Genomic DNA, 22,304 nt, shown 5'->3' on the forward strand with positions numbered 1-22,304 from the left:
GCGCGCCGCACCAGCGTCACGGCTCGACCACCGACCGCCGTGCCGCCGCGCCAATCCGGTAAACCTACGGCGCCGTGCATCTCACGGCGCCGTCAGCCGCGGCGGCTGATTTCGTCGGCTGCTGCCAGCATTTGCGCCGCGACCGGCTGCACTCCGGCCACGGTCAGCACCAGCCCGGTCGCCACCCGCTCGACCAGGCCCCACTCCCAGATCGCCGTCGCGTCGGTCCCGGTCCGCGCGGCCAGCCACCGCGCCCGATCCCAGGGATCGCCGTCCAGGAGCTCGACCGGGTCCTCGCGCATCAGCACCCCGAGGTCGGCCTCCGGCTCGGCGATCAGCCCATCCGGGTCGACCAGCCGAAACCTGCCCGACCGGCCGGCGCAGCCGCCGTCGTCGCAGCCGCCGTAGTCGCAACCGCCGTCGTCGCAACCGCCGTCGTCGCAACCGCCGTGGGCGTCGGCGTGGGCGTCCGCACCCCTCGCAGGGCATCCTAGGAGGCTAGGTCCATCGCCCGGCGCCGCATGCCCGGCGGGGTGCGCGACGGCCGGGTGCGGACCCCCATGGACGCTCAGCGCGTTCCACTGATGCACGTCGCCGTGGATCAGCACGGCCCGGTCCGGGTTCCACGCGCGGCGCCGACTCTCGGCGGCCGCCAAGGCCTGGTCGACGGCGGCTCGGCTGCATGGTTCGCCGAGATCCGTCCACTTTCGGCGGATATAAGCGATCTGCCAGTCAAGGCGGGTCAGGGCGGTCGGCAGGTCCGCGTCGGTGCGCTGCCACAGGGCCGCGGCCAGGTCGGTGAGGATCGCCAGGCGGCGGGGCTGCGGGAGGTTCAGTTCGGACATGGCGGGACCGAGGTGTTCGAGAAGCAGGGCGCTCCGGCTCACGTCGTACTCGTAAAGGCGGCAGCAACCCTCCCCCGCCGCCAACCGCAGGACGGCCAGCTCGGCGGCGAAAGCGGCGAAAGCCGCGCCGGGGCGGGGCATCAGCAGTTTGAGAACCGCGGGCGTGCCATCTTTTCTGGTCACGCTCACGACGTACGCCTCGGTGGCGTCGCTGAAGACGACGCCCGGCCGCAGCCCCCACGCCCGGCAGAGATCACCGACCAGCTGGGGAAGGTTTTTCAGCCAGGCGGCAGCGCCGGCGTCGCGGGCCTTGGCCCGCACCGCCGCCGGAATATCTCCCACGGAAGCCGATGGTGACATACGTGATATCCGGCGGCCACGTAATTGCGTTGAAGAGTCTCCGGCACATCCGGAGGATGGGGTCACCGCCTAATCGTTCCAAGCCCCAGGGGTGTTTCATGCGCTTGCTTCGCGACCTGTGGGCCACGTCCCGGAGACGCACGGGCCTCGTGGCCCTGCTCATCCTGCTCGGCGCCGCCGGGCAGGCCGGCGCACTCGCGCTGGCCGGCGCCGTCCTCGTCAATCGATCGTTTCCGCTGTTCACCGTGCTCGCCGCCGCCCTGGTGGTCTCCGTGCTCAGCGACGTCGTCGTCGGTCTCGTCTCGGCCGGCCTGACCGCCGACTGGGCCGCGCATGTGCGGCGCGGCCTCAACCGGGTCGCTCTCGGGCAAGACCTGCCCACGCTGGAGAACACCCCGGTCGGCGAGTTGCTCGACCGGATCGACTCGGACGTCTCGCAGGTCGGTTCCGAGCTGCGCGGCAGCGGCGTGCGGATCGCCCAGTCGGTGGCGGTCGCCACGCTGTCCATCGTCACCGCGTTCTTCGCCTGGTGGCCGGCCGGCGTCGGCATGGTCCTGGTGTCGATCCTGCTCTACTTCACGATGAACAAGCCGATCCAGCGCATCTCCCCGCTGCGGATCAGCGAGGAGGAGTCCTGGAGCGACCTGGCCGCCGTGATGGAGGAATCCATCCACGGGCAGGACGACGTGCGCACCAGCCTGGCCGCGCCCTATGTCCGCCGGCTCTACGCGCAGCGGTCCAGCGAGGTGCTGCGCCGCGGCCGGCTGGTCTGGCGGTCCTCGTCGAGGATCACCATGGCGGCCGGCACGATCACCCGGTCGCTGATCGCGATCCTGGTCGTGGCGGGCGCGTGGGGGCTGCTCAGCGGGCACATCAGCGGTGCCCGGCTGACCGCGGTCTGGCTGCTCGCGCTCGGTTTCGGCGGCACTCTGGAGCACGTCACCCGGATGGTTCCCGAGCTGCAGAACGCTCTCGGCGCCTGGAGCCGGGTGCAGTTGCTGAGCGACGTGCCGCAGGAACCCACCGGCGGGCTTCCGCCGGTCGACGGCGACCTGACCGTCCGTGACCTGACCTTCCGCTACGGCGAGTCGGACAGCGCCCGGCCGGCCGCGCTGCGCGACGTGAGCCTGTCGTTCGCACGGGGTAGGTCGTACGCATTGATCGGCCGCACCGGTTCCGGCAAGTCCACCCTGGCCAAGGTCCTCACCCGGGCGGTCGACGTGCCGCGCGGCACGGTGTTCCTCGGCGACGTCGACCTCAACGACCTCGACGTCGAGGGGCTGCGCCGCTGGACGGCGATCGTCCCGCAGCGCACCGAGATCCTGGCCGGCACCCTGGCCGAGAACATCGCGCTGTTCGACCACGACCTGCTGCCCAAGGCCGCCGGCGCGCTCGAGGAGCTGGGCCTGACGGTGTGGGCGCAGAGCCTGCCCGACGGCATCGACACCAAGCTCGGCGAGGGCGGCTACAAGCTGTCGGCCGGTCAGGAACAGCTTGTCGCGTTCGCCCGCATCCTGGTTCGCGATCCGCACGTGGTGATCCTCGACGAGGCCACCGCGCGGATGGACCCGGTCACCGAGACCTGGGTGCAGCGGGCCACCGACCGGCTGCTCGACGGCCGGATCGGCGTGATCGTGGCGCACCGCCTGTCCAGCGTGCAGCGCTGCGACGAGGTGGTCGTGCTGGCCGACGGCGAGGTGCTCGAGGCCGGCCCGTTGAGCGAGTCACGCCGCTTCGCCGAGCTGCTGGCCAGCAGCTCGGTGACCGTCCCGGCCACCGTGCCGGGCAGTGGCGGGGTGGCGGTCGCCGAGCGCGACTGGGACACCGCGGCCCGGGTCGAGCTGGGTGCCGACGCGCTGGCCAACACGCTGCCGGCGGTCGAACCGCCGCCGCTGCCGGAGGAACCCCCGGCCCGCACCATGCGGGAGATCGTGCGCCTGGCCACCAACGATCCGCGGTACGGCATGGGCGCCGTCGCGCTGTACGTCGTACTGATGGTCCTGGGTCTGGACGGCGCGGTCCTGCCGCTGCTGTGGGTGAACGTGGTCGACGGCGTCGGCAACCCGCTCTATCCGGCGGCCGGGATCGCGGCCGGCCTGATCGTGGCCGTCCCCGCCCTCTATTACACCGGGGCCTGGTTCCCGGAGTGGTGGGTGCGGCAGATGCTGCGGATCAGCCTGCGCCTGGTGCACGGGCAGGTCGGCCCGCGCCGGGTCAGCAAGCACACCCCGGCCGAGGTGGTGGCCCAGGGTGGCGACACCGAGCGGGTGGTGTTCCTGGCCGACAACCTGATCGACAACGTGAGCAGCCTGATCCTCATCGCGATCATGACGGCCGCGTCCCAGTCGATCGTGCCGGGCCTGTTCTTCCTCGGCACGATGGTGCTGTCCGGCCTGGCCGCGACCATGTTCGGCCCGCGGCTGGAGAAAGCGGCCCGGCGCACCGTCGCGTCCCGGGCGGCGTTCGCCACCGCGCTGGTGTCGACGCTGTCCGCGGCCCGCACGGTGAAGCTGGCCGGCGCGACCGTGCCGGTGCTGGCCCACCTGGCCGAACTGGACGCGACCCGCAGCGACCGCCAGCGCCGCGAGATCGTCATCCAGGTGTGGGCCCGGTCGACCCCGGCGCTCGCGAGCGGCCTGCTGCCGATCGCGGCGTGGTCGCTCTACCTGGGCGGGCACCTCACGGCGGCGGCGACGCTGGTCGCCGTGTCCACCCTGGGCGCGGCCCGATGGTTCGCCTGGACCACCGCGTCGCTGGTGTCGCAGATGCCGTCGGCCCGGGTGTGGACCCGGCGGACGGTGGCCATGACCGGCATCTCGGAGTACACGGCGGACGTGCCCGGCGTGGACATCTCGGCCGGCACGGCGCCGGCCCCGCCGACCGCGGCCCGCAACCCGCTGCGCCACCTCGAACTGCGCCACTTCAGCGCGGTCCACGAGAACGGCACGGTGGGCGCACAAGATGTCGACCTCACGGTCGACCGCGGTCAGCTGGTGCTGGTGGTCGGCCCGGTCGGGGCCGGCAAGTCGTCGCTGCTGCGGTCCCTCGCCGGCATCGTGCACCACACCGGTGAGCTGCGCTGGAACGGCAACGTGGTCGACGAGCCGGAGCTGTTCCTGCGGCCCAACCAGGTCGGCTACGTCGCGCAGCTCCCCCGGGTGCTGTCCGGCACGGTCGCCGAGAACATCCAGCTCGGCCACGAGCTGGACGCGGCCGACGCGGTGTCGACGGCCCAGCTGGAGCACGACCTGACGGCCTCCGGCGGTGGCCTGCAGCTGCTGATCGGGCACAAGGGCACCCGGCTCTCCGGCGGTCAGCTGCAACGGCTGGCGCTGGCCCGGGCCCTCGCGCCGCGCACCGAGCTGCTGATCGCCGACGACGTGTCCTCGGCGCTGGACGTGACGACCGAGCTGGAGCTGTGGCGGGCGCTGCGCGCGCACGGCGTCACGGTGGTCGGCTCGACCTCGAAGCGGGCAGCGCTGGCCCAGGCCGACAAAGTGGTGATCCTGATCGGTGGCCGGGTCGAGGACCAGGGCACCTGGCCGGAGCTGGCCGACCGCTGGGGTCATCTGGCCGGCTGAGCGCCGACCTGAGCGCACGCTGAGAAAACTGCGGGCCACGCATCTTTGCGTGGCCCGCAGTTTTTGGTAGCGTTGCGGCGGTGGGGTTGCGGGAAGAAAAGAAACAGGCCACGCGTACGGCGTTGAGCTGGGCGGCCATCCGGCTCATCGTCGCGCGGGGTTACGAGAAGGTGCTGGTCGAGGACATCGCCGCCGAAGTCGGTGTCTCCCCCCGCACGTTCAACAACTACTTCGGCAGCAAGGCCGAGGCCGTCGCGTTCCGGCACCTCGACCGCTGCGAGCGGATGGCCGAGGCGCTGCGCGCGCGCCCGGCCGGCGAGCCGCTGTGGGAGTCGATCGAGCACGTCATGCTCGAGACGTTCAAACCCGGGCCCGAGGTGACCGCACACCCCCGCCCCGACCGGGAGGCCTGGGCCGCAGGTCTGCACCGGATGCTCGCCGTCCCGGCGCTGCAGGCGGAATATCTGCGGGCCGGGGCGATGGCCGAGGCCGCGCTGGCCGAGGCGGTGGGCGACCGCACCGGGACCGACGCCGCCACCAATATCTATCCACAGCTGGTCGCGGCGACGATGGTCGCCGCGCAGAACGTGGCCAGCCGCAATTTCATGGCCGGCAGTGACACCATGCGCACTTTGCTTGTCGAGGCCCTCCACCAAATCACCAAGGGCCTGCCACCACCCGCATAAAAACCCCACCCTTTCGTACGAATGAAGGGGTTGACATGATTTTCGATGTTGTTATTTCCGGGGCTGGACCCAATGGGCTCATGCTGGCCTGCGAATTGGCACTCGCCGGAGTGAAACCGCTGGTGCTGGAGCAACGCACCGGGCCGTCGGACGAGCAGCGCGCCAACGGCATGGTCGGGCAGGTCATTCGGCTGCTCGACCGGCGCGGATTGTACGAACGACTCAGCCCTTCCGCACCCGTGCCGGCGGCACAATTCATGTTCGCCGCGTTTCCGCTGCCGTTGCAGTCGCTTTCCGATAATCCGGTTTATCTGGTGATGGTGCCGCAGCGGAAGATCGAGGAAACGCTCGCGGAGCGGGCCGCCGAACTGGGTGTCACCATTCGGCTCGGGCATGCGCTTTCCGGGCTGGCGCAGAAGGACGACCGTGTGCTCGTCGACGTCGACGGGCCGGACGGGCCTTACCGGATCGAGGCGCGTTACCTGGTCGGCGCGGACGGCGGCCGGAGCGTCACCCGCAAGCTGGCGGGCATCGGCTTTCCCGGCGTGACCACCGACCGCACGGTCAGTCGCACCGCGCACGTCACCGTCCCCGCCTCCTATCGCGACGCGGTCACCGGCGGTCTGCGGGTGCCCGGTTACGGGGTGATCCCGCCGTTCCTGCACCATCGCACCGAGTTCGGGTTGATCGCCTACGCACCGTTCCCGGACGGGCGGACGCTGCTCAGCGTGAACACGTACGACATGCCGGCTCCGGCCTCGGACTTCACTCTCGCCGAGCTTCAGGAGGCCCTCACCCACGTGCTCGGCGGCATCGAGGTGCCGCTCGGGCCGCCCGACGGCGACGGGCCGCACCTGCTGCGCCGTTTGGAGGCCGGCAACACCCGGCTGGCGGAGCGTTACCGCGACGGGCGGGTGCTGCTGGTCGGTGACGCGGCGCACGTGCACTCGGCGATGGGCGGGCCGGGCCTCAACCTCGGCCTGCAGGACGCGGTGAACCTCGGCTGGAAACTCGCCGCAACCGTCCGCGGGTGGGCGCCGGACGGGCTGCTCGACACCTACGAGACCGAGCGTCGGCCGGCCGGTGAACGCGTCACCATGCACACGCTGGCGCAGCGGACGCTGGTCGGGCCGGGACCCGAGGTGACCGCGCTGCGCACGCTCTTCGGCGAACTGCTCCGGGAACCGGCGGTGCTGCGGCACATCGCCGCGCTCATCGCCGGTTCCGACATCACCTATCCGACCGGTTCGGACGAGCCGGTGGTCGGCCGGTTCGCGCCCGACCTCGGACCGGTCACCCGGTCGGGGCGGCCGCTGCTTGTCGACAACACCGGCCTGCTCGGCTCGGTCGCGGCGCCATGGCGCGATCGGGTCGACGTCGTGTCGGTGCCGGTCGAGGGCCCCGCCGCGATGTTGGTCCGCCCCGACAGTTACGTCGCGTGGGCCCTGCCGACGGCCGCGGCCCCATTGCCCGCCCCGGACGCGGGCGCATCCCCCGACCTCGGCGCTTCCCCGGATGCAGGCGCGGACGCGGGCGCGGGCGCGGCGCCGGGCGCGGAAGCCCTGCGCTCGGCGCTCACTCGCTGGTTCGGCGAACCTGCCGCGGTCAGTTGATCTGGCTTTCCAGCTGCTTGATCACGCTGGTGACGGTGTCGGCCGGGATCGCGAAACCCACCCCGATGCTGCCGCTGTCGGTCTCACTCGCGGTAGCGATCGCGACGTTGATGCCGATGACGTGACCGGACGTGTCGACCAGGGCGCCACCGGAGTTGCCCTGGTTGATCGCCGCGTCGGTCTGGAAGAGCCCGGACAGCTTCTCGGTGCCGGTGTCGACGCTGCGGTCGAGGGCCGACACGATGCCGGAGGTGACCGTGTTCTCCAGGCCGAGCGGCGCCCCGAAGGCAAGCACGGTGTCACCGACCGCGACGGAGTCGTTGGTGGCGAACGTGGCCGGGGTCAGCCCCGATAGCCCGGTCGCCTGCACCAGGGCCAGGTCGTGGGTGGTGTCGGTGGCGACGACCTTGGCCGGCACCGTCTTGCCCGACGACAGCCGGACACTCACCGTGCCGTCCTCGGAGATCACGTGGTTGTTGGTGACGATCAGCCCGTCCGAGCTGATGATCACCCCGGACCCGATAGCCGACGACTGCTGACCGTCCACCATCACCGTCACGATGCTCGGCTGCACGGCCTTGACCACCGACGCCAGGTCGTCGCCCTCGGTGACGGTGGCCGTGCTCGTCGCGGTAGCGGCGGTGCTGCTGCTGGTCGTATCGGCCGAGGTCGGGTGGTCGATGAGGTAGCGCTCGGCGAGCACCCCGCCGGCGGTGCCGCCCCCGGCGACCAGCGCGAGCACCGCAGCCCCACCGGCAACGCGACGCGGCCAGCGCCGACCGCCGGACGAGGGCGGCATGACGTACGGCGGATCCGGCGGCGGCGGGGGCGTGATGCGGTCATCGGAGTACGCCTCGTGGCCGCCTTGGTAGTAGGGGGGCCGGCTCATCAGATCGGTCATGGCGACGCCTCGCTTCGTTCGGCTGGTACGCCAACAGTTGCCCGGAAAGTTGTTCGGCAGCGGTGAGCGGTCTGTGGGTTGCCTGTATGCCGCCGATCACTCGACCGGGTCGCGTCACCACTCGCGGGTGGGCGCGCCGCCGCTCCCCCGCCGATCCAGCCCCTAGCCTCTCCGAGTGCCATTCGCCCGTTTTTCGACCATCCAGGTGCCTTTGCCCCCTCGCCCACTCCACCCACCGACGCCGCCGGCACCGCTCGCCGCCGCAACGCACACGGCCCTGACCGCCGCAACGGTCGCGATGTCGGCCGTCGGGCCGGGCACGCCCGGCCGCTGTGCCGATCACGGCCGGCCATCGAATGCCCGGGCGGAGGGCTCGTTGTCCGAGCCCGAGCACAACGCCGCCGCCGCAACGACCCCGGCCTCGGCCACCGAACCGACCGCGCCCAGCCTCACCGCCTCAGCCGCCACCCCATCCGCCTCGGCCGCCCGGCCGCCGTCTGCCCGCGCAGAAGGCTCGTTGTCCGGGCCCGGGCGCAACGCCGCCGCTGCAACGGTCCCGGTGTCGGTCGCCGAGCCGTTGATGCCGCCTGTCGGGCCGGCCGCGCCCAACTCCTCCGCCGAGGCCGGTCGGCCGTCGTTCGCCCCGGCTGAAGGCTCGTCGTCCGGGTCGGAGCAGACCGCCGCCGGGCTACGGGCCTGGCCGCCGGAGCCGCCGATCTCCGCTCCTGTCTCCGCTCCCGTCTCCTCTCCCGGTCTTGCTTCCGGGTGGCGGACGCCGCCGCCGGCCGGGCTGGTCGGATGGCCGAAGGTCGTTGCGGAGTGGAAGCCGTTCGGGGCGGTCGCCGCGGACGGGACTGATGCCCGATGAAGCGCCTGCTCGTTGCGGTCGCGATGATCGTCGCGCTGGGTGGTTGTGCCGACGAACCGAGCGCTCTCCCCGCCGTACATCCGGAGAGTGATGCGTCTCCCGCACCGGGAGTGACCACCACGCAGCCACCGTTGGTGGCCGAATCGCCGGCCCCTCGCTCGCCAAAGGCGACGAAGGCGCCGAAGCCGGCCGGGGCCGGCACCGGCGACGGCGGTCTTGATCGATTCGTGGCGGCCGTGCAGAACCAGCTCCCGGCGGTCGCGCTCGACCGGCGGGACGAGGAGGTGGAGGCGCTCGGATCGCAAGCCTGCGCCGCGCTGGCCGGCGGCCGGAAGGCGACGGCCGTGGCTGGTGAGCTCAGCGCGCAAGGTGTGAAATCGGCCGATGCCGCGAAGCTGGTCGCGCTGGCCCGGACCACCGTCTGCCATTCTCGGCCGAAAGTCTGAGATTCACACAGCAAGCTAAGGACCAAGGTCCGATGTGCCGCACAGGCTTCCTGCGGATTCTGGAGGTAACCCGCCCCCAGGGTCCCCGGCAGGAGGCAGACATGTCAGCTCGAGAGATGTTCAACGCGGTCGGCACCGCCGTCGGTGGCCTGATCGGCTGGCCGGAGACGCCTCCGCCCGCCGACCCGGACACCCTGCGTGAGTTGTTCGCCGATCTGGGTGTGACGATCGGCGACAGCGACGAGGAGCTGGCCGAGATGGTCCGCGCGTTCCAGGCCCGAGTCGGCCTCGACGTCGACGGCGTCGCCGGACCGCACACGGTGCACCTGCTCGTCCGTTACGCGAACGAGGTACGCGAGCGTCACCTGGGTATGGCGGCCTGACCCGGTCCCGTTATCGTGCCCGGCATGGGCGAGTTGTTCACCTACTACGACGACGCCACCGGCGAGCGCACCGGCCTGACCGCGGCCGAGCTCGGCGGCTGGTCGGCGGCGACGGCGGCGCTGCTCACCGAGGGTTGCGGCCTCGGGAAGGGCAGCCGGGTGGCGGTGCTGCTGCCGCCGCACTGGCAGACCGCGGCGGTGCTGCTGGGCGCCTGGTCGGCCGGCTTCGAGGTGTCCTATCGCGGCTGGGCGACGGCCGGCCTCTCCCCCGCCGGTGACCCGGTGGACGCCACGTTCGTGGAACGCCGCCGGGCCGGCAGCTGGCTGGACGAGGTGCCCGCGGCCCGGCATCAGTTCGTGCTGGGCCTGGAGCCGGCGGGCGCGCCCACCCCGGAGGTTCCCGAGGACTATCGCGACTTCCCGGCCGAGGTGCGCCCCTATCTGGGCGCGGCACCGCCGGCTTCGCCGGTCGGTGCGGAGGACCTGGCGGTGAGCGATACGACCTTCGGAGAGTACGAGGAGGTAGCGGCCGGCGTGGCCGCGAGGTACGGAATCGGCCCCGGCGACCGGGTGCTCCTGAACGCAGCCGGCAGCGAGCAGCCACTGATGTGGCTGGTGGCGCCGCTGGCGGCAGGCGCGTCCATCGTGCTGTGCGCCAACCTGGACAGCTCCCGCCTGGACGACCGGGTCGCCGCAGAGGCCGTCACCCGAGTACTCAGCGTCGAGTAGTCACCGTCGCGCGGCCGTCACGATTGTCGCGGCCGGCGCAGCCATCGCGGTCAGCGCAGCCATCGCGGCCGGCGCGCGGGGTGTCTGGCCGCCTCAGTCGTCGAAGGTCACGACCAGCTTCGGGGTGACCGGGGTTGACTGGCAGGTCAGCACGAACCCGGCGGCCAGTTCCTTCGGCTCCAACGCAAAGTTCCGCCGCATCGTCACCTCCCCCTCCAGAACCCGCGCCCGGCAGGTCCCGCAGACTCCTCCCTTGCAGGCGAACGGCAGATCGGGCCGGGCCCGCTGCGCCCCTTCCAGCACGGTGTCGCCGTCGGGCACCGCGACCACGGTGGACCGTCCGTCGAGCACCACGGTGACCTCGCTCGACGGCCCGTCCGCCCGGTCGTCGGCCCGCCGCGGCGCCGGCGGGACCTCGTCGACCCAGAACAGCTCCCGGTGGATGCGCTCCGGCGGCACCCCCGCCTCGCTCAGCACCTCGGTGGCGTCGACCACCATCCCGAACGGCCCGCACAACCACCAGTGCTCAACGGAGCGAACGTCGATCAGCACCGGAAGCAGCTCCCGGATCTTCGCCGCGTCGAGCCGCCCGCTGAGCAGATCGACCTCCCGAGCCTCCCGCGACAGCAGATGCACGAGCTCCAGCCGCGACGGATGGCTGTCCTTGAGGTCGGCCAGTTCCTCGGCGAACATCACGGTGGCCGCCCGCCGATTCCCGTACAGGATGCTGACCTGTGCCTCTTTGCTCCGCAAAAGCGACGCCGCGATGGACAGCACCGGCGTGATCCCCGACCCCGCCGCGATCATCACGTGCCGCCCGCCGGCGTCCAGATCGGGCGTGAAGCTCCCGGTAGGCGGCGCCACCTCGACCGCGTCCCCCACCCGCAGCTCCCGCACGAGCCACCCGGACACGAGCCCGCCCGGCACCTCCCGAACCCCGATGCGCGGCCGCGCCCCTTCCGGCGCACAGATCGAATAGCTGCGCCGCTCGTCGTCCCCGCCCGGCCGGCGCACGGTCAGTGATTGCCCCGCCCGGAACGCATAGACCGAGGCCAGCTCGTCCGGCACCGCGAAGGTGACGGCGACCGCGTCGTCGCAGAGCCGTTCGATGCCGGCCACCCGCAGCGGATGAAAGTCACGCACGACCACGTCAGATCTCCTTCACGTGCTCGAACGGTTCCCGGCAGGCCAGGCATCGGCGCAGCTCACGGCACGCGGTGGCGGAGAACGCCGCCAGCTGCTCGGTCTCCGCGTGCCCGCACTGCGGGCACGCCACCGCATTCGGACGGACCCCGAGCAGGAGCGGAACAGGTCCGGCGCCACGCCGGGGAGCCGCGCCGGGTGGCGCGATCCCGGCGGCGGCGAGCTTGGCCCGCCCGCTTTCGCTGATCCAGTCGGTGGTCCAGGCCGGCGCCAGCACGGTACGGACGGTCGCCCGCCCAAATCCCGCCCGGTCGAGCGCCCGAACGATGTCGTCGCGAATGGCTTCCATGGCCGGACACCCGGAGTAGGTAGGCGTAATCGTCACGACAACCCCGTCATCGGCCATCGCCACGTCCCGCACGATCCCCAGCTCAGCAAGCGTGACCACCGGCAGCTCCGGATCAACGACGGCCCCGACCACCTCAGCCGCGCGAGCCGCACCCGCAGCCGCGCTCGTGGCCGCAGCCAGACTCCTGCCCGCCGACCGGCGTGGAGTTCGGACCGGCCTCGGGGCCGCCTCGGCGGCGTTCACCACACACCGCCGGGGACGGCTCGGGCGAGTTCCTGCATCTCGGTGAGGATCTCGACGAGTTCCGGGCCGTGCACGCCATCCCGGCCGGCGCCGCCGGTCGCGGCCTCGATCGGCGGTGGCGGCGGGAGGGCCGCCACCCGGTGGACCTCGGCGAGGACGGCGTCGTACTCCTCGCGCAGGGCCGACGGGTCGACCGCGACACCGGCCGCGGTGAGTCGGAGCTCGATCGCATGCGGTACGAACAGTTCGCCGGCCAGCGGTTCGACCGCGTCCACCGCGGCGCGCATCCGGGTGTGGGACAGGTCGGTGCCGTCGCCGAGGCGGACCACCCAGCCCGCCGCGTACTCCCGGTGGTAGGTCGCCTCCTTCACGCCCTTGGCACCGATCGCGGCCAGGATCGGGTCGCGCGAGCCGGTGAGCCGGTCGAGCAAGGCGAGCCGCCAGGTCGCGAAGACCAGCAGCCGGGCGACCAGGTGGGCGAAGTCCTCGTCGGCGCGTTCGGCCAGCCGCACGTTGCGGAAGTCGCCCGGGTCTCGCAGGTAGGCCAGCGCGTCCTCGTCGCGGGCCGTGCCGCCGCCCTGCGCGACTCCGGCCTGCTCGAACCCGGCCTGCTCGACCTCGCCGGCGCGACTCAGCAGGAGGCGGGCCTGGCCGAGCAGGTCGAGGCCGATGTTGGCGAGGGCCATCTCGTCCTCGAGTTCGGGTGCCCGGGTCACCCACTGCTGCAACCGGTGCGACATGACCAGTGCGTCGTCGCCGAGCATCAGGCAGTAGGCCACGAGGTCGGCCGGTTCCACCCCGTCGGGCACGATGGTCGGCACCCCGGCGAGCGGGTCGGCAAAGCCCGTCCCGTACGCCCATCGGGTGTCGTCGTCGTGGTCGGTGAGCGCGTCGTACGCGTCGTCGAAAGACATGGCCGGCCTCAGATGTGCGGAACCGAGTCGGGAATGGAGTAGTACGTCGGGTGTCGGTAGGCCTTGTCGCCGCTGGGTGCGAAGAACGCGTCCTTGTCGTCAGGACCGGACGAGACGACGTCGTCGGAACGCACCACCCAGATGCTGACGCCCTCGTTGCGCCGGGTGTAGAGGTCGCGCGCGTGGTGCAGCGCCATCGGGTGGTCGGCCGCCCGCAACGACCCGACGTGCACGTGGTTGAGGCCGCGCTTGGCCCGCACGAACACCTCGAACAGGGGCCACTCGTGCCGAATCTCGTCGCTCATGCCGCGCCCACCTTCGCTCGCTTCGCCGCGTGTGCCGCGGCGGCTTCCCGCACCCAGGCGCCGTCCTCGTCCGCGCGCCGCCGGTGGGCGATGCGTTCGGCGTTCATCGGGCCGCCGCCGGAGATGACCCGCTTGAACTCGACCCAGTCGATCTCGCCGAAGTCGTAGTGCTCCCGGTCGGCGTTCCAGCGCAGCGCCGGATCGGGCAGGGTGACCCCGAGCGCCTCGGCCTGCGGGACGCTCATGTCCACGAACCGCTGCCGCAGGTCGTCGTTGCTGTGCCGTTTGATCTTCCAGGCCATCGACTGGGCGCTGTTGGGCGATTCGTCGTCGGGCGGCCCGAACATCATCAGCGACGGCCACCACCAGCGATCGGTGGCGTCCTGCACCATCTCCCGCTGCGCGGCGGTGCCTCGCATCATGGTCATCAGCAGCTCGTAGCCCTGCCGCTGATGGAAGGACTCCTCCTTGCAGATGCGGATCATCGCTCGCGCGTACGGGCCGTAGGAACTGCGGCAGAGCGGAACCTGGTTGCAGATCGCGGCACCGTCGACCAGCCAGCCGATCACCCCGACGTCGGCGAAGGTCAGCGTCGGATAGTTGAAGATCGACGAGTACTTCTGGCGGCCGTCGATGAGCCGCCGGGTGAGATCGCCCCGGTCGGCGCCGAGAGTCTCGGCCGCGGAGTAGAGGTAGAGCCCGTGGCCGGCCTCGTCCTGCACCTTGGCCAGCAGAATCGCCTTGCGGCGCAGCGTCGGCGCCCGGGTGATCCACGCACCCTCCGGCTGCATGCCGATGATCTCGGAGTGCGCGTGCTGGGCGATCTGCCGGATCATCGTCTTGCGGTAGCCGTCGGGCATCCAGTCACGGGGTTCGACCCGCTGGTCCTTCGCGATGGTCTCCTCGAAGACCTGCTCGCCGGTCATGATGCCTCCCAGGTGAAGAACCCTTGCCCGGTCTTACGGCCCAGTTCACCGCGGGCCACCTTGTCGCGCAGCAGCTTCGGCGGGGCGAACCGGTCGCCCAGCTCGGAGTGCAGGTGCTCGGCGATGGCCAGCCGCACGTCGAGCCCGACCAGGTCGGTCGAGCGCAGCGGACCCATCGGATGCCGGTAGCCGAGTTCCATGGCCCGGTCGATCGCCATCGCGTCGGCGACGCCCTCCTCCAGCATGCGGATCGCTTCGAGGCCGAGCAGCACGCCGAGCCGGCTGGTGGCGAAGCCCGGCGAGTCGCGCACCATCACCTCGATCTTGCCGAGGCCGGCCACCCAGGACCGCGCGGTATCCCGCGCCCCGTCGCCGGTCTGCGGGCCGACGACCACCTCGACGAGGGTGCTGGCCGGCACCGGGTTGAAGAAGTGCATGCCGAGGAAACGCTCGGGCCGGCGCAGACCGTCGGCGATGCCGGCGACGGAGAGCGAGCTGGTGTTGCTGGCCAGCACGGTCTGCTCACCGACCGCGTTTTCCGCCGCGGCGAGGACCCGCACCTTCAGCGCGACGTTCTCCGGAACGGCCTCGACGACCAGGTCAGCGCCGGGCGGCAGCGCCGCCACGTCGTCGACCAGGACGAGCCGTTCCAGGACGGCGTCGGCCGACTCGGTCAGCTTGCCCTTCTCGGCGGCCCGCAGCAGCCCCATCGCGACCCGGTCGCGGGAGGCGACGGCCGCGGCCGGGTCCCGCTCGGCGAGGCAGACGACGGACCCGGCCACGGCGAAGACCTGGGCGATGCCCGCACCCATCCGCCCGCCACCGATGACGCCCACCGTCTTGGGCACCGCGGGTTGGATCAGATCGCTCATGCGCGGCCCCCAGCCAGGAAAGCGTCCATCCGGACCTGCTTGTCGGCGGACTCGAAGAGGATCGCCTGGGCCAGGTCGTCGGTGACCGGGTGGCCGCCGGGGGCGTCGGCGACCAGCTTGGTCAGGCGCAGCGCGAGCGGGCCGGACCTTGCCATCCGGTCGAGCAGGGCGTGGGCCTGTTTGACCAGTTCACCGGCCGAAACCACCTCGGCGACCAGGCCGAGGCGCAGGGCGTCGCCGGCGTCCAGGCGGCGGCCGGCCAGCAGCACCTGCTTGGCGACGGACGCGCCGACCAGGTCACGCAGTCGCCAGCAGGCACCGGCCGCGGCGAGGATGCCGAGGCCCGGCTCGGGGTTGCCGAAGACCGCCGCAGGCGAGGCGAGCCGGATGTCGCACGCGTAGGCCAGCTCGGCTCCGCCACCGAGGGCGTAGCCGTCGACGGCCGCGACGGTGGGCATCGGCAGCCGGGCAATGCGGTCGAACAGGCGGCTGTTGATGCCCTGCAACGCCTGATCGCGACCGCGCTCACGCAGCTCACCGATGTCGGCGCCGGCGGCGAACACACCGCCGCCACCGGTCAGCAGGAGCAGCCGGGGCCGCTCCTCCAGGTCCGCGCACACGTCGTGCAACTCCCGGACCATGGCGGCGTTGATCGCGTTGCGCGCCTCAGGCCGGCGCAACGTCACCACCACCCGGTCGTCGAGCTCCTCGACGGTGAGGCAGGCCTCAGGCATGCGACTCCTCCGGGGCCGGAACGTGGTGCCGGGACTGCAGCGCGAAGAAGCGGCCGGTGACGAAGTAGTCGTCGGTGAGCGACGCGGTGGCGGCCGGGTTGGCGCCGGTGCCGTGCAGGTCGCTGAAGGCCGCGGTCTGGTTGACGAAGACGCCGCCGGTGAGGTTTTCGGAGAGATGGACGCCGGCGTCGAGCGCGGCCTCCCTGGCGGCGGCCAGGACCTCGGGTGAGGTCGAGTAGACCGCCGCGGTGAGCGCGCCGTGCGCCCGGACGGTCTCCACGAAGATCTCGAGGCTGTGCCGGGTGGAGTCGGTGGTGATGAGGAACGAAACCGGGCCGAACCACTCGCGGGTGTAGGTCTTCTCGTCGGCCGCGTCGAGGCGGACCACCACCGGGGTGCGAATCGTGGCGTTGGGGAACTGCTCCTCGGCGACCTCGGCGGACGGGTGGACCACCGACGGCAGGTCGCCGGCCTCGGCGAGCCGGCCGCGCACGCCGTCGTTGACGATGGCGCCGAGCGTGCCGGCCGCGCGTTTCGGGTCACCGAGCAGCTTGTCGAGCGCGGCGGCCAGGTCGGCGCCGAACTCGTCGGCGCTCTTGTGACCGGCGTCGGTTTCGATGCCGTCCCGCGGGACGAGCAGGTTTTGCGGGGTGGTGCACATCTGGCCGCTGTAGAGCGACAGCGAGAACGAGAGGTTGCGCAGCAGGCCCCGGTAGTCGTCGGTCGAGTCGACCACGACCGTGTTGAGACCGGACTTCTCGGTGTAGACGACGGCCTGCCGCGCGTTGGCCTCGAGCCAGTTGCCGAACTCGCTGGAGCCGGTGAAATCGACGATGCGCACGTCGGGGTGGGTGGCCAGGGTGGCCGCGATGCCGTCGCCGGGCTGCTCGACGGCGAGGGTGACCAGGTCGGGATTCTGGCCGGCCTCGGCGAGCACCTCGCGGCAGATCTGCACCGAGATGGCCAGCGGCAGGACGGCGCCGGGGTGCGGCTTGACGATGACCGGGTTGCCGGTGACCAGGCTGGCGAACAGGCCGGGGTAGCTGTTCCAGGTGGGGAACGTGGTGCAGCCGATGACCAGCGCGACGCCGCGGCCGACCACGGTGGTGGTCTTGGCCAGGCGCAGCGGGTCGGTGCCGCGCTGCGGCTTGGCCCAGGTGGCGCCGGCCGGCATCCGGGTGGAGGCGGCCAGGGCGTAGGCCACCGCCTCGAGCGCGCGGTCCTGCGCGTGCGCGCCGCCGGCCTGGAACGCCATCACGAACGCCTGGCCGGTGGTGTGCTGCACGGCGTGGGCGAGCTCGAAGCTGCGCGCGTTGATCCGCTTGATGATCTCGGCGGCGACCCCGGCCCGGCCCTCGGGCCCGGCGGCCCGCCACGCCGGGGTGGCCGCCCGGGCCGCCGCGACCAGGGCGAGCGGGTCGGCTTTCGGGTAGCTCACGCCGAGCTCGATGCCGAACGGGGAACGCTCGGTCGACACCGTGCCGACGGCGCCGGGCACGTCGATCGGGAACTGTTTGCCGAGCAGGGCGGTGAACGCCCGCTCGCCGGCCGGAGCGGCGTCCTCACCGTAGACGGACTTGCTGGGCGACTCCGGGAAGGCGGACCAGTAGTCGCGCTCGTGGGCGGCCTGGACGGCCCGATCGAGCAGCTCGCGATGCGTCTCGTACAACTCGGTGGGGGTTGTCATCTGCGCTCCATTGCGGTTGGCTGTGTCTTAAATCTCTACCGAACGTTCGGTTGGTTATCAAGGGGTGGGAGTGAAGGTGGCACGGACTCCGGCGCACGAGATGTTCGATCGCGACCCCGCGTCCAAGGCCCTCGGCATCGAGCTGCTCGACGCCGGCGACGGGCAGGCCACGGTGCGCATGCTGGTCACCGGCGAGATGGTCAACGGGCACGCAATGACCCACGGCGGTTATGTCTTCATGCTCGCCGACACGGCCTTCGCGTGTGCCTGTAACAGCCACGGCCCGGTCACCGTAGCGGCCGGGGCCGACATTTCGTTCCTGCGACCGACGGCACCCGGTGACGTGCTCACGGCGTACGCCCAGGAGAGAGTGACAAGCGGTCGCAGCGGGATCTACGACGTGACCGTGACCTGCGATGGCGACGTAGTCGCCGAGTTCCGCGGCCGCAGCCGCGTGATCAGCCCGGGACGGCCGGGATGACGGCGCCGCGGCGCCGGGGCCGGCCCGGCCACGACCAGGACGCCGTGCTCAACGCGGCGGTCCGCCTGTTCAACGAGCAGGGGTATGACGCGACAAGCATGTTCGACATCGCCGAGTCACTCGGCATCACCAAGTCGAGCGTTTATCACCACATCAGCGGCAAGGAGCAGTTGCTGCAGATGGCGATGGACCGGGCACTCGACGGACTGTTCGAAGCGGCCGAAGATGTCCGTGAGGCAGACCTCCCCGCCATCGAGCGGCTCGAGCGACTGATCAGACTCAGCGTGCTCGTGCTCGCGGAACGTTTCGAGTTCGTCACCGTCCTCCTGCGGGTACGGGGCAACACGGAGGTTGAGCAACACGCGCTGACCCGGCGGCGCGAATTCGACGCGGTCGTGACCGAGCTGGTCAAACAGGCGCAGGCCGAGGGAGACGTGCGGCCGGACGTCGATCCGGCCACCGCCGCGCGCCTGCTGCTCGGCATGGTCAATTCACTGACCGAGTGGTACAAACCGCGGCCCGGCGGCGCGGAGGCCATCGCCGACGCCGTCAGCAACGTCGCCTTCGAGGGATTGCGTATGTAGGAGGTAATGGAAAGTGCAGGATCGCTCCCCCCGCCCCGAAGATCTCGACCCGATCGAGCGCGCCTCCGTCGACGAGCTGCGCGACCTGCAACTGAGCCGGCTGAAATGGTCACTTCAGCACGCGTACGAGAACGTGCCGCAGTACCGCAAGCTGTTCGACGAGCGCCAGGTGCACCCCGGTGACCTGCGCGATCTCGCCGATCTGGCGAAGTTTCCGTTCACCGACAAGGCCACCCTGCGGGCCAACTACCCGTTCGGCATGTTCGCCGTGCCGCGCGAGCGAATAGCCCGGGTGCACGCGTCCTCCGGCACGACCGGCCGGCCCACCGTGGTCGGTTACACAAAGGACGACCTGCACGTCTGGGCCCGGCTGATGGCCCGCTCGATCCGTGCCTCGGGTGGCCGGCCCGGTGACCGGGTGCACGTCGCCTACGGTTACGGCCTGTTCACCGGTGGGCTCGGCGCGCACTACGGTGCCGAGGAACTGGGTTGCACCGTCATCCCGGTCTCCGGCGGGATGACCGAGCGCCAGGTCATGCTGATCAAGGACTTCGAGCCGGAGATCATCATGGTCACGCCGAGCTATCTGCTGGCGATCGTCGACGAGATGGAACGGCAGGGCCTCGACCCGCGGGCCACATCCTTGCAGGTCGGCATCTTCGGCGCCGAACCGTGGACGCAGGATCTGCGCCGCGAGATCGAGGACCGCCTCGACATCCACGCGGTCGACATCTACGGCCTCTCCGAGGTGATGGGCCCGGGCGTGGCGACCGAGTGCATCGAGACCAAGGACGGCCCGCACGTCTGGGAAGACCACTTCCTGCCCGAGATCATCGACCCGGACACCGGCGAGGTGCTACCCGACGGCGAGCTCGGCGAGCTGGTCTTCACCTCCCTCACCAAGCAGGCCATGCCGGTCATCCGCTACCGCACCCGCGACCTCACCCGCCTGCTGCCCGGCACCGCCCGCCCGATGCGCCGGATCGAGAAGATCACCGGCCGCACCGACGACATGATGATCGTCCGCGGCGTCAACGTCTTCCCCACCCAGATCGAGGAACTGATCCTGCGCACCCCCGCGCTCGCACCGCATTTCCAGTGCGTGCTGACCCGCGACGGCCGCCTCGACGCCCTCGCGGTCCGGGTGGAACGCCGGGCCGGGTCAAACCCCGAGGTGGTCACCCAGGCGGGCCACGATCTGGCCGCCAAGATCAAGAACAACATAGGCGTTTCGGTACGGGTGGAAGTCATCGAACCCGATGGGGTCGAGCGGTCGATGGGCAAGGCACGGCGGATCGTCGACCTGCGGAGTGCCTCGTGACGGGGTGCGCCGAGAGGCTAGCGTGATCGCCGATGCTCAGCCGGATCGTTACCCCACTTGCCGTGACGCTGTCCCTGGTCCTGGCGGGCTGCTCGACAGACCCGCCGGCAACCTCGTCCGCGCCACCGGCCTCCCCGTCAGCGTCGCCGTCGCCGTCACCGTCACCGCCGCCTTCCCCGACGCCCTCGCTGCCGCCGTCGCCCACCCCGTCGGCTCCGGCCGACTGCGTGACGCGCACCCTCGACCGGCTCGGCCCGGCCGAGCTCGCCGGCCAGGTGCTGATGATCGGCACCTCGGTCAACGCACCCAGCGGCCTCGGCGACACCGTGCGGCGCTACCACCTGGGCGGGGTGTTCCTGCACGGCCGCAGCACGCACACCGCCGGGCAGCTGCGCTCCGACATCGCCGGGCTGCAGAAACAGGCGCGGCTGCCGCTGCTGGTCTCGCTCGACCAGGAGGGCGGCAACGTGCAGACGCTCAAGGGCCCCGGCTTCCCGCTGATCCCGACGGCGGAGAAACTCGGCGCCGGCTCGGCCACGAAGCTGCGGGACACCACGAAGGACAGCTCCCGGCGCCTCGCCGCGATCGGCGTGACCATCAACCTGGCCCCGGTCGCCGACACCGTGCCGGCCTCGCTGGGCGAGAAGAACCCGCCCATCGGTTTCTGGCACCGGCAGTACGGCTCCGACCCGGTCAAGGTCGCCGCGAGCATCCGCACGATCGTGCCGGCCAGCCAGGACGCCGGTGTTCTCACCGTGGTCAAACACTTCCCGGGGCTCGGCCGGGTCACCGCCAACACGGACACCTCGGCCAAGGCCGTCGACAACACCGCGACCGTAGACGATCCCTATCTCGGCCCGTTCGTCGCGGGCATCAAGGCCGGCTCGGGCGGGGTGATGATCTCGTCGGCGCGCTATCCCCGGCTCGATCCGTCAGCGATCGCCGCGTTCTCCGCGCCGATCGTGACGGGGCTGCTGCGCCAGCGGCTCGGTTACCAGGGGCTGATCATGTCGGACGACCTGGGTGCCGCGGTGGCGCTCGGCTCGGTGCCGACCGGGCAGCGGGCCGTCCGGTTCGTGGCGGCCGGCGGCGATCTGGTGCTCACCATCCGGCCGGCCGACGCGGCGCCGATGGCGGACGCGCTGATCGACCGGGCCGCCGCCGACCCGGCGTTCCGCACCCGGCTGGCGGATGCCGCCCGGCACGTGCTGGCGGCCAAGGAGCGGGCCGGCCTGCTCAGCTGCGCAGACTGAAGGGCGGGGCGGTGCTGCCCCGCACCACCAGGTGCGGGACCAGCACGGTCTCGACCCGCTGGGTGCGGCCGTCGTCGAGCCGGGAGACGGCGGCCAGCACGGCGTTGCGGGCCTGCGCCGGGGCGTCCTGGTTGACCGAGGTCAGGTCGACGTGGGCGAGGCGGGCGAGGGTGCTGTCGTCGTAACCGACCACCGAGATCCGGTCCGGGATCTCGACGCCGGCCCGGACGAACGCGTCCATCAGGCCGACCGCGAGCCGGTCGTTCGAGGCCATCACCGCCGTGGGCAGGTCGTGCCCGGCGAGGAGCCGGCGCCCGGCCCGGACGCCACCCTCCTCGGTGTGATCGCCCGCGACGATCAGCGGAACCAGGCCGGCCCGGCGCATCGCGCGGCGATAGCCGCGGCGCCGGATCGCCGCCACCGCGCCCTGCCCACCGTCCACAAACGCGATCCGCTCGTGGCCGAGACCGATCAGGTGCAGCAGTGCCGCGTCGACACCCACGTCGTCGGCCGGGCGGACCACGTCGACCTGGGCCGTGCCCACCGTGCGGCCGACCACCACGCACGGAACCTGCGCCGCCAGCCGATCGAGCGTGTCCTCGGACGAGTCGGGGCCGAGCAGGATCAGCGCCTCGCACCGGAAGTCGAGAAGTGTCTCGATCGCGCGGTCCTCGTCGCGGTCGCGGGTCAGCGTGGACAGCACCACCTCGTAACCCGACTTGTCGGCCTCGGCGTGCACCTCCTCGACCAGCTCGGCGTGGAACGGGTTGCGCACGTCGAGCAGCACACCGAGCAGGTGACGGCGGCGGCGGGCGAGCAGGCTGGCCGTGCGGTCGGCGCGGTAACCCAGCGCGGCGGCCGCCTCGAGGACGCGCTCGCGCGTCTCGGCGCCCGGCCCCGGCGCCCCGCGCAGAACGAGGGACACCGATGCGGTCGAGACGCCGGCTCGGGCCGCGACGTCGGCCAGACGCGGTCGCTGATCCACTAAATGACTCCCGGTAACACCCTTGACACACATCGAGATCGACTCAGATAGTACAGGGACTTAAAGCGCTTTAAGCCGAGCGCCACCCCTCGGAG

At 71.6% G+C, this 22,304-nt stretch carries 22 protein-coding genes; 11 read left to right on the top strand and 11 right to left on the bottom strand.

What is annotated here, in order from left to right; translation table 11 throughout:
* Positions 1-92: 92 nt before the first annotated feature.
* The gene (locus tag Ate02nite_RS49285; RefSeq protein WP_239148139.1) at positions 93-1,187 is read right to left on the bottom strand and encodes an aminoglycoside phosphotransferase family protein; all 1,095 of its coding nucleotides are present in this window, start codon (positions 1,185-1,187) and stop codon (positions 93-95) included.
* Positions 1,188-1,303: 116 nt separating this feature from the next.
* On the opposite strand from Ate02nite_RS49285, the gene Ate02nite_RS43460 reads away from it, so the two are divergent.
* The 3 genes from Ate02nite_RS43460 to Ate02nite_RS43470 all read left to right on the top strand — a co-directional run bounded on the left by Ate02nite_RS43460 (position 1,304) and on the right by Ate02nite_RS43470 (position 7,085).
* The gene (locus tag Ate02nite_RS43460) at positions 1,304-4,786 is read left to right on the top strand and encodes an ATP-binding cassette domain-containing protein (RefSeq protein WP_203813807.1); all 3,483 of its coding nucleotides are present in this window, start codon (positions 1,304-1,306) and stop codon (positions 4,784-4,786) included.
* An 80-nt stretch (positions 4,787-4,866) separates the two neighbouring features.
* On the top strand, positions 4,867-5,472 hold the full coding sequence (locus tag Ate02nite_RS43465; RefSeq protein ID WP_239148140.1) for a TetR/AcrR family transcriptional regulator: 606 nt from the start codon (positions 4,867-4,869) through the stop codon (positions 5,470-5,472).
* A 35-nt stretch (positions 5,473-5,507) separates the two neighbouring features.
* The gene (locus Ate02nite_RS43470) at positions 5,508-7,085 is read left to right on the top strand and encodes an FAD-dependent monooxygenase (RefSeq protein WP_239148141.1); all 1,578 of its coding nucleotides are present in this window, start codon (positions 5,508-5,510) and stop codon (positions 7,083-7,085) included.
* Here Ate02nite_RS43470 and Ate02nite_RS43475 read toward each other — a convergent pair.
* On the bottom strand, positions 7,078-7,986 hold the full coding sequence (locus Ate02nite_RS43475) for a S1C family serine protease (protein WP_203813808.1): 909 nt from the start codon (positions 7,984-7,986) through the stop codon (positions 7,078-7,080). The two genes, Ate02nite_RS43470 and Ate02nite_RS43475, sit on opposite strands and share 8 nt — an antisense overlap.
* A 376-nt stretch (positions 7,987-8,362) precedes the next feature.
* Between Ate02nite_RS43475 and Ate02nite_RS43480 the strand changes: the two genes are divergently transcribed.
* The 4 genes from Ate02nite_RS43480 to Ate02nite_RS43495 all read left to right on the top strand — a co-directional run bounded on the left by Ate02nite_RS43480 (position 8,363) and on the right by Ate02nite_RS43495 (position 10,412).
* A complete protein-coding gene (locus Ate02nite_RS43480; protein ID WP_203813809.1) occupies positions 8,363-8,854 on the top strand; it encodes a hypothetical protein in 492 nt (163 codons plus the stop codon).
* Positions 8,851-9,300: a DUF732 domain-containing protein gene (locus tag Ate02nite_RS43485; RefSeq protein ID WP_203813810.1), complete on the top strand. Its 450-nt coding sequence runs from the start codon at positions 8,851-8,853 to the stop codon at positions 9,298-9,300. The genes Ate02nite_RS43480 and Ate02nite_RS43485 overlap by 4 nt, the downstream gene beginning before the upstream one ends.
* Positions 9,301-9,401: 101 nt before the next feature.
* Positions 9,402-9,683, top strand: coding sequence for a peptidoglycan-binding protein (locus tag Ate02nite_RS43490; RefSeq protein WP_203813811.1), 282 nt, complete (start codon positions 9,402-9,404; stop codon positions 9,681-9,683).
* 24 nt (positions 9,684-9,707) lie between these two features.
* Entirely contained in the window at positions 9,708-10,412 is a 705-nt protein-coding gene (locus Ate02nite_RS43495; protein ID WP_203813812.1) for a TIGR03089 family protein, read from the top strand.
* 93 nt (positions 10,413-10,505) lie between these two features.
* Here the strand turns inward: Ate02nite_RS43495 and paaE are convergent, their stop codons facing one another.
* The 8 genes from paaE to paaN all read right to left on the bottom strand — a co-directional run bounded on the left by paaE (position 10,506) and on the right by paaN (position 17,585).
* Positions 10,506-11,561 carry a 1,2-phenylacetyl-CoA epoxidase subunit PaaE gene (paaE, locus tag Ate02nite_RS43500; protein ID WP_203813813.1) on the bottom strand — a complete coding sequence of 352 codons (1,056 nt, stop codon included), beginning with the start codon at positions 11,559-11,561 and terminating at the stop codon, positions 10,506-10,508.
* A gap of 1 nt (position 11,562) precedes the next feature.
* Complete coding sequence (paaD, locus tag Ate02nite_RS43505) at positions 11,563-12,036, bottom strand: 1,2-phenylacetyl-CoA epoxidase subunit PaaD (protein WP_203813814.1); 474 nt, start codon at positions 12,034-12,036, stop codon at positions 11,563-11,565.
* A gap of 107 nt (positions 12,037-12,143) precedes the next feature.
* Positions 12,144-13,061 carry a 1,2-phenylacetyl-CoA epoxidase subunit PaaC gene (gene paaC, locus Ate02nite_RS43510; RefSeq protein ID WP_203813815.1) on the bottom strand — a complete coding sequence of 306 codons (918 nt, stop codon included), beginning with the start codon at positions 13,059-13,061 and terminating at the stop codon, positions 12,144-12,146.
* An 8-nt stretch (positions 13,062-13,069) separates the two neighbouring features.
* Positions 13,070-13,366, bottom strand: a complete 297-nt coding sequence (gene paaB / locus Ate02nite_RS43515) for a 1,2-phenylacetyl-CoA epoxidase subunit PaaB (protein WP_203813816.1) — start codon at positions 13,364-13,366, stop codon at positions 13,070-13,072.
* Positions 13,363-14,292, bottom strand: coding sequence for a 1,2-phenylacetyl-CoA epoxidase subunit PaaA (paaA, locus tag Ate02nite_RS43520; protein ID WP_203813817.1), 930 nt, complete (start codon positions 14,290-14,292; stop codon positions 13,363-13,365). Before paaA ends, paaB begins: the two co-directional genes overlap by 4 nt.
* Positions 14,289-15,164 (bottom strand): 3-hydroxyacyl-CoA dehydrogenase family protein, encoded by an 876-nt coding sequence (locus Ate02nite_RS43525; RefSeq protein ID WP_203813818.1) that lies wholly within the window; start codon positions 15,162-15,164, stop codon positions 14,289-14,291. The genes paaA and Ate02nite_RS43525 overlap by 4 nt, the downstream gene beginning before the upstream one ends.
* Complete coding sequence (locus Ate02nite_RS43530) at positions 15,161-15,898, bottom strand: enoyl-CoA hydratase/isomerase family protein (RefSeq protein WP_203813819.1); 738 nt, start codon at positions 15,896-15,898, stop codon at positions 15,161-15,163. The genes Ate02nite_RS43525 and Ate02nite_RS43530 overlap by 4 nt, the downstream gene beginning before the upstream one ends.
* Positions 15,891-17,585: a phenylacetic acid degradation protein PaaN gene (gene paaN / locus Ate02nite_RS43535; protein WP_203813820.1), complete on the bottom strand. Its 1,695-nt coding sequence runs from the start codon at positions 17,583-17,585 to the stop codon at positions 15,891-15,893. The genes Ate02nite_RS43530 and paaN overlap by 8 nt, the downstream gene beginning before the upstream one ends.
* A 100-nt stretch (positions 17,586-17,685) precedes the next feature.
* Between paaN and paaI the strand changes: the two genes are divergently transcribed.
* The 4 genes from paaI to Ate02nite_RS43555 are packed head-to-tail and all read left to right on the top strand — an operon-like array spanning position 17,686 to position 21,224.
* A complete protein-coding gene (gene paaI / locus Ate02nite_RS43540) occupies positions 17,686-18,066 on the top strand; it encodes a hydroxyphenylacetyl-CoA thioesterase PaaI (RefSeq protein WP_203813992.1) in 381 nt (126 codons plus the stop codon).
* 44 nt (positions 18,067-18,110) lie between these two features.
* On the top strand, positions 18,111-18,650 hold the full coding sequence (locus Ate02nite_RS43545) for a TetR/AcrR family transcriptional regulator (RefSeq protein ID WP_239148142.1): 540 nt from the start codon (positions 18,111-18,113) through the stop codon (positions 18,648-18,650).
* A 13-nt stretch (positions 18,651-18,663) separates the two neighbouring features.
* A complete protein-coding gene (gene paaK, locus Ate02nite_RS43550) occupies positions 18,664-19,971 on the top strand; it encodes a phenylacetate--CoA ligase PaaK (RefSeq protein WP_203813822.1) in 1,308 nt (435 codons plus the stop codon).
* A gap of 32 nt (positions 19,972-20,003) precedes the next feature.
* The gene (locus Ate02nite_RS43555) at positions 20,004-21,224 is read left to right on the top strand and encodes a glycoside hydrolase family 3 N-terminal domain-containing protein (RefSeq protein WP_239148143.1); all 1,221 of its coding nucleotides are present in this window, start codon (positions 20,004-20,006) and stop codon (positions 21,222-21,224) included.
* On the opposite strand, the gene Ate02nite_RS43560 is transcribed toward Ate02nite_RS43555, so the two are convergent.
* Positions 21,208-22,209, bottom strand: coding sequence for a LacI family DNA-binding transcriptional regulator (locus Ate02nite_RS43560; protein ID WP_203813823.1), 1,002 nt, complete (start codon positions 22,207-22,209; stop codon positions 21,208-21,210). The genes Ate02nite_RS43555 and Ate02nite_RS43560 overlap by 17 nt on opposite strands.
* Positions 22,210-22,304: the final 95 nt, after the last annotated feature.

It is taken from the genome of Paractinoplanes tereljensis (genome assembly GCF_016862435.1).
Taxonomy (GTDB): Bacteria; Actinomycetota; Actinomycetes; order Mycobacteriales; family Micromonosporaceae; genus Actinoplanes; species Actinoplanes tereljensis.